The following is a 12,941-nucleotide window of genomic DNA, read 5'->3' as shown; positions in this document are numbered from 1 at the left end:
TCTTCCTCTAAAAAAGGGACCAGCATAGCCGATCCCGTCGTAAAATAACTTTCTTTTTGCTAATTCAAATAAGCACTAAGTTCTGGATAATGAATGTATTTTATACCCCCAGCAAATGAGGACGCACCAGAGTATGCGTTCACAAAACCTTTTACATCCATTCCGTTTGCATTGTATGCATTAAGCGTCTGGAAGTTATAATTCGTGATTGGATTCCATGGGGATGGATTTCCGTTTGGTGCAGGAAGCGGGTAAGGAACCGGAAATGGCGGCGTCTCCGCTTTATCCGTATAGGAACCCATATCAGTGAAGAATCCGGCTGTGTCTACTGAAACTTCATTATCCCAATAGCCGCTGCTTTCTTTTCGATAGCCCTCAAATCGGTTCGCATTAGAATAGACTTGACCCCCGGCACCCACATTCAAGCTGGAATAACCGTCATTATTCGTTCCTGCATGTGTCCGTACCATAAAGTTGTTAAGGGCGTGCAGTTTACCGTTACCGAGCTGCGGTGTCCGGTGAATGACCGAATCAAATTTGTTGTATGCGGCAGTGGCTCTATCCTTATCTACAAATCCTGCTCCAAAGGCAACTCCCCAATAGCGATGATAGAAGTTGTTATACGATAGCGTGACAAAATCAGGATCCTGGGCTGCATAAATGGAACGATTCACCCATATAAACTTCCCAACTTCATCCTTATCCAGTGGCAGCGTTGTAGAGAATGATGAATGATCAATCCAGATATTGCGTGATCCATATACAGCGATGGCCACTACATCTTCGCGGTTTTCCACACTAATGTTCACATTTTTAATAATGATATTGTTGCTTACCGGTTGAACTTTGAAATAATCATCAGTCCGTAAACGGGGATCTACAAGTGTATTCGCTCCGTAAGAACCGATAATTGTTTTGTTCGAAGCGATTCGCAGATCATACACTTCATTTAAGGAATTGATGTTTGCCGCAATGACAATCGTCAGCGGATCAGGATTCAGAAGAGCATCCTTAAAGGAAGCGAGATCCGATACAAACACTGTTTTTCCGAGCAGACCACCAATTGTCCCGGTTTTCTCTCCACCGTCAGCATTGACATGCCCGGCAAAGCCGATGAGACCATCACTTACAAGCTTGAATTTTTGCTTAACATCTCCGGTAAAAGACGCGAGGATCACGCTCTGATTGGAAGTATCCAGCGTTAATGCCAACGATTCATCTTTTTTGCTTACAATTTTATAGCGTAAGGCATCTCCGTTAAGGTCCGTTTCTACACTGATGAATTTCCAGAGCTGCCCATCCTCACCTGCATCACTACGTAGAACTGCAGTCGTATTCGCAACGGTCCCGCTCGCTAAAGTCGATAAGAGCTTTTCAGTCCGCATATTAATAATTTTAAAGTTAATACCATCCATTGTACTTAGCCTCCAGCGTTCATTGCTCTCTCCATTAGAAGGCCAAAAATTAATCGGATCATTCTCTTTAAATCCTGTGATATTTATGTTTTCATGATTTGAGCCAACGATCTTAATCTCCTGATAAGGGTAAGCTGGATTTGCGAAAGCTTTGTAGTCCTGACCTACAGAAGGAAAAAATATTGCCATCATTACCATAACCGCCAGCATCATAGATACCAATTTCTTCTGATTTGCCATATACATCCTCCAGTTCATATCATTCGAGATTGATCTAACGTACCAACCTTCGTCATTCTCCAACCGTAAGAAAACCTTCACCTCCTTTCGGCCAATAACCTCATAGTAACCGTAAAAATGACAACTTTAGCTATTCCACGAGACCCGTACGTTCCACGCCTTCCACAAACCAACGCTGAGCAAACATATAAAGAATGAGCGGCGGAAGAATGGACAAAAAGGAAGAAGCCATTTTTAATGGTTCGTCAAAAATCGAAGGGCCTTCCATTGCAAGTCTCTGCTGAATTGCAGAATTAGCAGTTGAAATACTTAGGGAGAGCGGCACATTCTCCGATCCTGTTAAATACATACTGGGCAGATAAAAATCATTCCATGTCCATACAAAAGAAAATAAAAAGACGACCAAAATTGCGGGTTTAGCGAGCGGCAGCATCACCCGGTAAAAGATACGGAAGACACTCGCACCATCGATCTTCGCAGCTTCCTCCAGCTCCTTCGGCTGGTTTGCAAAGAACTGACGATAAATGATAACAAACACAGCACCTTTAAATCCGTGGCCAAACAAAGCCGGAAGCATGATAGGGATATAGGTTCGGATCAAATCCAGCTTTCCCGCAAAAATCAAATTCGGCAAAATCGTTACTTGAGGAGGAACAATAAATGATAATAACAGAAGAAAAAACAACGTCTTTTTAAAAGGAATCCTCAGTCTCGCAAAAGCATACCCAGCAACTGCGCAAGAACAGGTCTGTAAACAAGCGACCGAGAGCGAGACCATGAGACTAAGAGAAAATGCTTTGGGAAAGTGAAGGATGTCCCATGCATCTTGTAAGATGCCGAAGTAAACCGTTCGCGGAACCCAATTAACTGCGGGATCAATCAGATCCGCCTCATTTTTAAGCATCGAAGAGACCATGTAAAATACAGGTTTCAAGTAGATATATGTCACGGTAATGAGAATGAAATAGATAAAAAGCCGGTACAGAAGGCCTTTGTCGGCCTCTTTTCCCACCATGATATGTTTGATTCTACGAAGCCGCAGCCCCTTACGCCGGGCAGGATGATGATTTGGATTGACCGTGATGTCCGTTCTCTCCATGATGGACACTTCCTCCCGTTTTTTTATAAATCAGTGAAAGGATAAGCTATGAGGACGCAAATAGATTTTGTAATTATGCAGATGTTTTACGCGATGAAGTAACCCTTTTGAACAGAAGAAAGATGAGCCCGAGAAGAAGAAAAATGATGGTGAAATAGATCCAAGCCAGTGCACTGGATTGTCCGTAATTTGACGTATTCACCTTCGTAAGAATCGGGTTCGTCGGAAAAGTAAACAAATCCACCACCGTATAGATGAGATTAAGCATAATAAAAGGTGTCATTGCAGGCAGTGTAATTTTCCAAAAAACTTCCCAAGGATTTGCTCCATCGATTCGTGCAGCTTCATATACAGAACCTGAGATCGTTTGACGTCCTGCAAGAAAAATCAAAATCTGTACACCCGAATACCAGAGTACGAGTACAAACGAATCCATAATGGCAACAATCGGTGTAGCCAGTGTTTTTGGAAGATTCTCTGCGATAATTCCAGATATATTGTATTGGTCAAGAAAATTAAGTTTTCCTTCGCCTTGGCTAAGAAACTCCTGAACCAGCTGCCCCGATGCGAAGATCACCGGCAAGAAGAAAACTCCACGGAAAAATCCTCTCCCCACAAAGCGCTGGTTCAAAACAATGGCAATCATGAGCGAGAAAACAATAATTACAGGGAGCATCATCAGTGATTGAATAAGAAACGGGATAAGATCGTTGTATAAGATACCCCCGCTAGTAAACAAAATGAATTTGTAGTGATTCCAGCCCTCAAAACTGGTTTTAATTCCCGTAGCCAAAATTTCAACATTATGAAAACTCATGTACAGAGAGTAACCCAGCGGAAAAGCCATAAAGACCATGAACCCGATGAGCCAGGGAGAAATGAATAGCAGGCCTTCTAAGTACTGAATGGTCGTGCCGGATAGTCTTCGTCGTCGCTTCATGAGGCTTCCTCTCCTTTCACGAGCGTATAACCAAGCGCAGGAACAGATATCTCCTCGTCATAATAGACTTCATCTCCATAATTCACTAGAATGCGAGTTCCATTCTCGTAAACGGTCTCCTTCACCCTGTTCGTAATAGATCGGTGAGAGACAATGAACTGGTCCTGTACCGCGGAGAATAGTTCATTAAATATCTGGTATTCTTTTACTGCTTCCGATTCCCATTCCGAGAACTGGGTGCTGAAGTACCGGAAGGCATATGCGTCTGTCATTGCTGACGCAGGTACGTCTGTAAAAATAAAAGCAGGATACGATCCATACTCGATGTCTCTTAGCATATCTCGCTCATGCTCTTCGCGGTTGTTAGCGTATCCAGAGGAATAACTGATAAGACCATGAAGTGCCATTTGAGCGAAAGGTATAGGAGTATCTGTTAACAAATCATGAGAGTAATCATCATCGAGATCCTGAATCCGATTCAGGTAAGGCAGAGAATAAAAACCTGATCCATTCCCTTGCACATGTTCAAGCTGATCCTTAGCTTCTTTTAAAATAGACTGCTGCAGGATTTTCGCTTCACTACGAGTTGCCTTATGTTTAGTGTTGTAATCACTAAACAAATCACGCCCGATGGTGTTGACACTTATCCCATCTATGTCTAAAGCTCCGTAATCATCCCACTTGCCTCTCATTTGGGCCTCTACAAATCGGTTGCTGACAAGGGGTGCTTCCTCACTTTTTCCGAAAAGTTGGCTCAGCTTTCGACCCGCTAGGTTAACAATTCCATCAAAATTGCGTTTAAATCCTCCCGCACCGGTGTTATTTAAGCCATACTCGGTATCCAAATACACCGAAGCACCTAACTCATGTGCCAGCTTCACAAAGCGTTCCATACCGCGATTCCCGCCGATCCTATTATCCACGGGGAGTCCTTTACCGTAAGCACTGACTCCGTTTTTTTGCCAGCCCACATAGGTGACTTCCATACTTTTAACTCCTTGATCAGATAGCTGGCGCAGCATTTTTTCGGCTTGATTCGTTGTCGTTGCTTTAATGTAGCGATCAGTCAATATTCCTTTCTCCTGGTCACCGCCAAGAAAGGTAAGATAAAGCGGAATAAATGGTGCAGACTCCATTCGCTGTATTCCTTTATCCTCCATTAGATAATCCCGATAACGTCCTGCCATGCCTGAATAATTTGCTTCATCCTCTGGAAGCAGATAGTAACGTGTCGTTCGATCGCTTCCGAATAGTTCCTTCTCGTTATAAGCGGTGTACCCTTGATTTTGTTTTCGATTGGTTGTCTGGTAGAACATAGACCGGTAGTTCATCTGAGAAGTTACCCAATTGAAACTGGTGTATACGCCAGCAGGTGCAGCCACGATATCCGCATATTCTTCGCCTTCCTGAAGTACTGCTATAAATCCGGTGCTCCCGGACTTCATACCGTACACTGGCATCACAATGCGACTTCTAGTTTCCAAATTACTCTCATTAAGCCGGAAGGCTTTATCATGGCCGTATACGCTAGCCTGATAAATAGATGTTTGGATCGCGGACGAGACCTGCTCTTTAAACGTAATCAATGCCCCGCCACCATCAGGAACGAACATATACCCATCTTGCCCTGCCGACTCTACGGCTTCAAAAAAAGGAAACAGCCTTATCCAAATGAGCCCATTTATACTTTCTTTAATTCCTTCACGAAGCACCGTCGTCTCAATATAATCGTCTTTAATCGTGACCTGTACTGGAATTTCTAGTCCGGTGTTTGGAAGTTCATAGGTTAATCTGTACCCGTTCTCTATTTCTTCAAAGTCTTTGACAGTGCCATCGTCCTTCAGTAGATCCGATTCTTTTGGCTGAGCTTTACTATCATTAAAATTCAAGGTCTGGAACATGATAGGTGAAGCAGTATGCTGCTTCCAAAGCCCTTTAATCCCTGCTTTCTTCCACTGCTCAGGATCCGGAAATGTTGTATACTCATGGCCGTTTCGTTTATCCTTCGCAATAAAATGTCCGGTGGCTTGATCGACACTCAGCTGAATAATCTCCGTCTCAGCAACGGGTTTGAATGCAGCGGATTCAGGCAGTGCTGCTTCCTTACCATCGCTTTGTGCAGTTGATACCTTGGCTGATTCAGGAGATTCGGCTAAGCGCAGCTCGAACTTTATATTCATGCCTGCAGCTACGATGAGAATAAACACAAGTATCGCTGCTGTAATTCCTATCACTACTGCTTTTTTACTAAATCTTCTCATCGCAGGCTCACCTCCAGATAAATCTCCCTGATGAACGATAGCAGATCTCCGCCAAGCCCACCGATGACATATACCATGACCGCGATCATGATTAGCGTAAAGGCTGATAATAAGATATTGATTGATGTCTCGCCTACGCTATAGTTATGAATAGATTGAATCTGCCAAAAAAACAGCAGCCCGATCCATAAAAGCATCCCTTTATCAAAAAAACCATAAATAGAAGCTTCCGACATGGTCATTCCATTCGATAGAATGGCTAGTGGAAGTCCAATCAAAATAACAGGAAGTAAACAGTAACTGCTTCCAATAAAAACGTCCCGGAACCGACCTTCCCCCCGGTAAATGGAGCTGATTAAATAATTAGCCAGTACCCAGCCGAACCAAATGAGCAAAAAACGCAGCATAATAGAGATTACATCAATCTCACGAACAACGATTTTATTAAAGGAAAAACTAGTCATATATTCATTTGCAATCAAAGATACAATGGCACATGCTAAAACGATTCCCGCTCCCAAGTAGCTCGCCTTCGATTCATATCTGATCGCTGTAAAACCATCAATAGGATGGCGCAATAAATAAAAAGCATGCTTCAGCTCTGTAAGGAACGTTCTCTTCTCCGCATGTAATGGCTGAGAAGACTTTCTCTTCTTCCCTCGCGCCGCCCATTTCGTGACTCCCACATACAAAGCGGTCACAATCAAAAACAACATAACCAATCTAGAGAAGTTTTTCTGAAACCAAACCAGGCGGATTTGCCAAAATGAGTCTGAATAGCCCTCTTGTGAACCGGCTTGCCGGAACAGCTCTTTGGCCTCCTCATATTGACCTTTCTTGTAAGCAGCTTTCGCTAGTCCAAACACTGCGGGAGTAAACCCTGCATTCTGACGTAGTACTTCCCGCCATGGTTTCTCACTTTCCTCATAACGCCCATTTAGAGTTAACTGATTCGCTGCACTGACCAGACTTCCAAACTCCGTAAGACGAAAACCTTGAATCAGGTTCATTTGATCATCAAGCACAAACAACTCGCCGCGAGAATTGAAATCAAGTGCTCTTGGACTTTGCAGCAGCCCTAACTGATTAGAGGACGTAGGGGCTGGGCCTCCCCAAAAGTAGAGTAAATTCCCGGTAGAATCATAGTGACTGATATATTTAAACTGTTGATCAATCACTGCCATATTGCCACTACGATCCACAGCAGTGTCGATAAGCTGTACTTTCTGTTCAGCCTTCTTCACTTCTGAAATCAGGTACTCTCCGTAAGAGCCATCCGATGTTTTCCCAAATTCACTCTCCGCGGTAAGCAGGTTATCGCCCCGTGTATTCAGCTTCCGCAATTGATTCTTCTCAATATCTCCACCACTAACTGTATAGATGAATCCTTCCTCATCGGTAGTGACGCTATTGATCGATCCAGGAAGTTTGCTAATTTCGTTAGCATACATCTCTTTGCTGTACAAGGCTCTCTTAATACCATCCATTACAGTAAATCTTGCATCATTAGCCCCGTAAAAAGATTGAAATTCACCGTCAGGATCTAGTTGTAGAAGTCCTTGATACCCACCGTTGGTAGCAATATACAAAAATCCTCGTTTATCCACGATCAGCTTCACCGGATCATACTTGAGTGACTCTGGAATATACCTTGACTCAGGACGTCCGTATTCCTTTACTAACTGTCCATTCGCATCTAGTTTTATAACTCGCTGATTTCCTGTATCTGCAACGTAAATATCTCCGGTATCCGTAACGAATACACCTTCTGGATTATTTAGCGGACTGTCCGGAATGGTAATATAACGAGCCAACTCTCCACCAGCATTCAACTGAATAATACGGTTGTTGCCTGTATCCGCAATATAGATATCATCCTTTTTGTCAATGAAAATATCCTTTGGCCCCTGCAGTTTCGAGGGCAGTGTCTTGTCCGGGTGGTCTGGATCCTGAACGGTCAGATCATTCCCATAGACACTGTCCGGATAATAAACAGGCTGCATATATACCAGATCCGAATAACTGTTCAGGGTATAGGTGGGATATTTCACATCAGCCATTACTTTTGCCGGTGCCGCCGCAAGGATAATGAGCGAAAGAATAAGCAGGAATCCGGCTTTTCTATTCATATCTGACCCCTCCTATTTTAGGCGCTGTTATTACTTGATCCCGGAATGGGCCATTGTTTGAATGACTTTCCGTTGAAAGAAAAGGAAAAATAAAAAATTGGGCAAAAACAAGATTAAGGCTGCTACAGCGGCTGCCCCTTGACGCGCCACATTATTAGCCAAATTACTTGTGAGTGTATTTAGAAAAAATGGGAACGTCTTCATTGCTTCGTCCTGCATAAAGAGGGTTGAAGTCTGGGTGTCCCCCCAAACTCCCTGAAATGTGATGATCGCCACCGTTGCAATCGCAGGGCCCACCATAGGAAGTACTATGCGGGCAAATAACACATGCTCATTTGCACCATCCACCTTGGCTGCTTCGAAAAGTTCCTTAGGAATCTGATCAATAAATTGCTTGAGCAGGAAAACCCCGACGGGAGCAGCCAAATGCGGTAAAATGTGTCCGAAGTATTGATTATTAAGTCCAAGATTAACGGCAACAAGATACCTTGGAATTGCTACTGTTTCAGGTGCAAACATTAAGGACAATAGAATGGTCCCGAAAAACAGCTTATGTCCCGGAAACTGATGCTTTGAAATTGGATAGGCACACAATGCGCTAATGATGGTTACTAGAACAACGGTAACGGCTGATACCACAACACTGTTGAATAAATATCGACTGATCGGAACAATGGAATTCTTCGTGATATTGAGCAGTTCCTGTAAATTCTGTAGTGTAGGCTGTCTAACAAAAATCGTAGGCGGATAGAGAAACAGCTCATGATAAGGCTTTAACGCATGATTAAAAATATAAAAGATAGGCAGCAACATAAAGATTGCACCCGCTGTCATCACAACAAGCAGCATCTTTTGAAAAGGGTCCATCGCTTTCAGCTTTGAGGCTTTGCGGAACAGCAGCATTATTCATCCTCCTTCGTTCCGAACAGCTTGATGCTAAACCGATTGGCGGCGAACATGATGAGAAGCAGAAATACTGAGATAGCTGAGGCGTAGCCCAGTTCATATCGTACACCGCTGTAATCGTCAATAGAGCTGATAATAACGTGTGCTGAGTATTCAGGCGTCGGGAATGAACCAGATAAAGTCGTACCAATTTCGCCTGATTTTAGTGTTCCTACAATAGCCATTACGGCACCAAACAACATCTGAGGCTTCATTGATGGTATGGTGATATACCAAATTTCCTGAAGCCGACTCTTGATTCCGTCAAGACGCCCTGCCTCATATAACTCCTGATTAACATTGAGAACACCGGCTAACATAGCCAGAAAACCAATCCCCATACTTGACCATAGGGTTACACCGATCATCGACCCCATTAGATAGGCTTTGTCTTGTACCCATAAAATAGGAGAATCTATAAACCCAAACTTCATTAGGAAGCTGTTTAAGTAACCGATTCGGTCACCTGCTAGTAACGGAAGCCATACAATACCCATCGCAATGGTCCCTGTAAGTGAAGGTGTATAGAAAGCAAGTGCATACCATGTTCGCGCCTTGTTTGGCAGTTGGGCAATAAGCCAAGCGAGTAAAAAAGAAAGAATATATCCGCCTGGCCCAACGAAAAGAGCAAATTTGAACGTATTCGGCAGCGAATGCTGAAGAAAAATCAAATCTTGAGATAATAGATATTAAAAGTTCTTCCACCCAATGAAGCGTGGAGGTTCGATGGCATTGTAGTAGGTAAAACTAAGACCAAATGCCATCACAATCGGAATGAATATAAACGCCAGAAAACAGAAGGTAAACGGCGCGATATATAGGTACGAAATCCGGTGTTTATAGATCGCCTTGAGAAGCTCGCGCAACCTCGAGTTTCCTTTGACATGCCGCTGGATGTCCTGTGGATTCACCAACAGCTCATTTTTCGGCAATTCCATCCACTCCTTCCCAAGGTTCGTCGATTTGCGGCAGATCCAAGGTCTTCAGCAGATGTCCTTCTTTATCAACAAGCCCAAACTCCTGCTGCTTCCGAAGCAGCTCTCTGTTGATTTCCATGACAGCCTGCTCCAGCGAAGAACGATAATTCATCCCATCCAGAACAGTGCGATACCAGGCATTATTCAGTTCTCGTGTCACAAAATAAGAGCCAGGTACTTGAGGCACTCCCTTATACCACTTCCACTGTTCTAGAATGACTTTCAGTTCCTCCTTCGACCAAGGCAGTCTAGCAAATGCCTCAACATTAGAAGTATTCCAGCGGAATTGAACGCCGTTTAGCGCCTCCAGATCGGAGCCATATTTCTCTTGAATATCTGCAGATAACCACCACTTCATAAATTCCCAAGCTTCCTGCTGTTTATCTGATTTTTTAAAAATAACAGCTGCCTGTTCGCCTCCCTGTGCCCATCTCTCCACGGTGCCATCTTCACTTTTTTTCCCTGGAAGCGGAGCGATTCCCCATCTTCCGGTAAGCTCAGGAGCAGCAACACTCATCGTGACATACATGTTGTAGTCAGCTACCCCAACCGGCATAGAACCGTCTCTAAAATGTTGATAAAAACTGGGTACGCTTTTCTCGATGCTGTAGATCGTATAAAGATTAGTCCAATCCTTAAATCCCTGAAAGGCTTCTGGACTGTCAAGACCGCTCTTCATCCCATCTTCCGTAAAGAAATCCGCACCATTTTGATATATAAAGGTAGAAAAATCATTCGCCGGGAAATAAAAATCCATATTATCTTGCTGAAGAGTTGGCAGCATACTGATCACATCATCCCATGTATCCGGAACGGTAAGATTCAGTCGCTCCAAAATATCTTTACGATAAAAAAGTACTTTAAAAGATTGGGTCTCCGGCAAACCATAGATCCCTTTATCGTAATAATAGGGAAGAAGTGCACCGGGAGCGAATGCGCCTGCAGTCTCTTCATAATCATGAAATTGGGATAAATCGACAGCCGCATTACGAATCGCAAAGTCAATTGGTTTATCTTCTGACAAACCCAAAGCAATATCGGGTACGATATTAGCGGCGTTTGCGAGAACAAGCATATTCGGGTCATTCAGCAAGTTTACTTTTACTTTCATACCATTTACTGGCGTGTAATATTCATCCGCATATTGCTGTAGCAAGTTGACATAATCTCTGCCCCTTGCAACCCACACATTCAGTACATTTTCATCCATATCATTTAATTGATTTTCTTTCACAAAAGAATAGCTGAATTCGTCAAATCTATTTTTGGCCTTTGACCACCAGCCTGCTTCCATCTTCGGAAAAGAAGACTCAGCTGGAACCCAATAGATTTGATCAAGCTGCAGTGGAGAAGCACTGAGCCCTGACTGAATATTTCCAAGCTTTCCAAGCAGGTTTGTAATATCGTCGTAATGATAAGGGATTTCATCTCGATTCTTGCTGATGCTTCGCAGATCTTGAACTGCTGATTGAATCGTTTGAACATAGGTATCTCGCTTGCCATTGATTTTTGTAATTTCCTTAGCAATCTCAGTAAGCTCGTTTTGAATGATTTCAAGACGCTCAATAATGTCGGGATAATCTTTCTCTGCATTCCAAGTCCGATTGCGGTCAATCTTACTGCCCGTCATCGCCTTCACATCATAGTCAACCTCACGCAGTACACTCAGCACATCAAGTAGTCGTTCTATGGAAGGGGAAAACGGGGCATAGGTTGCTTCCATCTGGATCGTATGGCTGCCCTTTTCTAAATAAAAGCGGTATGGCTCACCTTCTTCGCTAGAGATGACACTACCCTTCCACTTGGATGCATAAGGAAACCGGTAATCAAGGAGTTCGTTAAAAGGTACCTTACCGTCAATATAAATGGTTCGAAATACGGCCTTGTTGGAAGTAAAACCCTGATAGGTCCGCATAGCAAGCTTATAGATCCCGCTTTCGGGTACATCAAAGGTCCAAGTCAATGCCTGATTGCCTGAAGACCACCTTTCTCCGCCAACTGAATTATAAACAATATGATTATTAGCTTTAGGCGTCATTGCCGGATCTTGTTCGGAGACAAGTGGAATTGCTACATCATTTTTCATGTCAAATTGTTCCGCCTGAATAACGATCGTTTCTGTAGAAGCATTTTTTTGCTGCACCGGGTGCTCGTAAGCTTCGGTTTGTACTGGTGGTACAAGTGCTATGGACTCAATAGCTAGGGATTCTGGACTTATGAGCCGGATCGTGTGAGTTCCTTTGCTAAAATGCCATAACAGCGGTTCTGTATAACGCCCATCGGAATCACGCAAAGCTTGCGTCTGCCACTCTTCGATCGGCTTCGGTTTTGGCCTCACTTCATCTCCTTGATCGTCTTTACGCACCTGCTTTTCATCCGCAAAATATCGAAATAATGGTAGAGCTCTCGCTTCCATGAATGGATAGGTCCCGTCAACGGTCATCGAAAGCACAATCGGCTGATAAGAGATTCGTGCATTCTCGGATGTATCTGAAATAACATGATACGTGATATGTAGTTCATACAAGCCTTCATCTGGTATATCCGTTTGAAACTCAATCCAAGAAGAATCCTTATTGCTATTCCAGACCAGTACATTCTCCTTTCCCTTATAACTCTCTGCTTTGACACTTGCCTCTGTGTCATGATGTACCAGCCGATCTGCTGTGATCTGAACCTGTTCTTGTCCAGTAATGATCTCCTTGTTCTTCCATTCCTGCCTCATTTCAGCTTGTCTAGGTTCCATGGTTTGTGTAAGCTCATCCGAATTCCCCTCTACAAGCGACTTCAAATCCGTAACCGGGCTTGCTTCGGCTGAACTGAGATTCGGCCTGGCAGCTTGAAGCGGATACATTAGGCCAATACAGATGAGAAGCATGAGCATGCGGCGAAGCTTGAATATAACAACATTCATGATTCATCTCTCTCCTTCTGT

The 12,941-nt window shown here is 43.5% G+C and carries 7 protein-coding genes and 1 pseudogene; all 8 read right to left on the bottom strand.

Translation table 11 applies throughout. The features are described 5' to 3' along the window. Positions 1–59: 59 nt before the first annotated feature. Positions 60–1,655 carry a pectate lyase family protein gene (locus KJS58_RS08770; protein WP_249717038.1) on the bottom strand — a complete coding sequence of 532 codons (1,596 nt, stop codon included), beginning with the start codon at positions 1,653–1,655 and terminating at the stop codon, positions 60–62. A 130-nt stretch (positions 1,656–1,785) separates the two neighbouring features. Beyond that, complete coding sequence (locus tag KJS58_RS08765) at positions 1,786–2,754, bottom strand: carbohydrate ABC transporter permease (RefSeq protein ID WP_213532147.1); 969 nt, start codon at positions 2,752–2,754, stop codon at positions 1,786–1,788. 73 nt (positions 2,755–2,827) lie between these two features. Next, positions 2,828–3,694 carry a carbohydrate ABC transporter permease gene (locus KJS58_RS08760; RefSeq protein WP_213532146.1) on the bottom strand — a complete coding sequence of 289 codons (867 nt, stop codon included), beginning with the start codon at positions 3,692–3,694 and terminating at the stop codon, positions 2,828–2,830. Beyond that, positions 3,691–5,955 (bottom strand): DUF5696 domain-containing protein, encoded by a 2,265-nt coding sequence (locus KJS58_RS08755; RefSeq protein WP_213532145.1) that lies wholly within the window; start codon positions 5,953–5,955, stop codon positions 3,691–3,693. Before KJS58_RS08755 ends, KJS58_RS08760 begins: the two co-directional genes overlap by 4 nt. Next, the gene (locus tag KJS58_RS08750; protein ID WP_213532144.1) at positions 5,952–8,084 is read right to left on the bottom strand and encodes a YIP1 family protein; all 2,133 of its coding nucleotides are present in this window, start codon (positions 8,082–8,084) and stop codon (positions 5,952–5,954) included. Before KJS58_RS08750 ends, KJS58_RS08755 begins: the two co-directional genes overlap by 4 nt. Before the next feature lie 30 nt (positions 8,085–8,114). Further along, positions 8,115–8,987, bottom strand: coding sequence for a carbohydrate ABC transporter permease (locus KJS58_RS08745; protein WP_213532143.1), 873 nt, complete (start codon positions 8,985–8,987; stop codon positions 8,115–8,117). Then, a pseudogene (locus KJS58_RS08740) lies at positions 8,987–9,967 on the bottom strand (carbohydrate ABC transporter permease). The gene KJS58_RS08745 and the pseudogene KJS58_RS08740 overlap by 1 nt, the downstream one beginning before the upstream one ends. Beyond that, the gene (locus KJS58_RS08735) at positions 9,948–12,920 is read right to left on the bottom strand and encodes an extracellular solute-binding protein (RefSeq protein ID WP_213532142.1); all 2,973 of its coding nucleotides are present in this window, start codon (positions 12,918–12,920) and stop codon (positions 9,948–9,950) included. The pseudogene KJS58_RS08740 and the gene KJS58_RS08735 overlap by 20 nt, the downstream one beginning before the upstream one ends. Positions 12,921–12,941: the final 21 nt, after the last annotated feature.

Source organism: Paenibacillus sp. J45TS6 (genome assembly GCF_018403285.1).
In the GTDB taxonomy this organism is placed as follows: domain Bacteria; phylum Bacillota; class Bacilli; order Paenibacillales; family Paenibacillaceae; genus Paenibacillus.
This window is presented reverse-complemented; position numbering and strand designations above follow the sequence as displayed.

Coding starts and splice junctions, on each gene's coding strand:
- KJS58_RS08770 (WP_249717038.1), bottom strand. CDS start 1,655: ATGGCAAATCAGAAGAAATTGGTATCTATGATGCTGGCGGTTATGGTA.
- KJS58_RS08765 (WP_213532147.1), bottom strand. CDS start 2,754: ATGGAGAGAACGGACATCACGGTCAATCCAAATCATCATCCTGCCCGG.
- KJS58_RS08760 (WP_213532146.1), bottom strand. CDS start 3,694: ATGAAGCGACGACGAAGACTATCCGGCACGACCATTCAGTACTTAGAA.
- KJS58_RS08755 (WP_213532145.1), bottom strand. CDS start 5,955: ATGAGAAGATTTAGTAAAAAAGCAGTAGTGATAGGAATTACAGCAGCG.
- KJS58_RS08750 (WP_213532144.1), bottom strand. CDS start 8,084: ATGAATAGAAAAGCCGGATTCCTGCTTATTCTTTCGCTCATTATCCTT.
- KJS58_RS08745 (WP_213532143.1), bottom strand. CDS start 8,987: ATGCTGCTGTTCCGCAAAGCCTCAAAGCTGAAAGCGATGGACCCTTTT.
- KJS58_RS08735 (WP_213532142.1), bottom strand. CDS start 12,920: ATGAATGTTGTTATATTCAAGCTTCGCCGCATGCTCATGCTTCTCATC.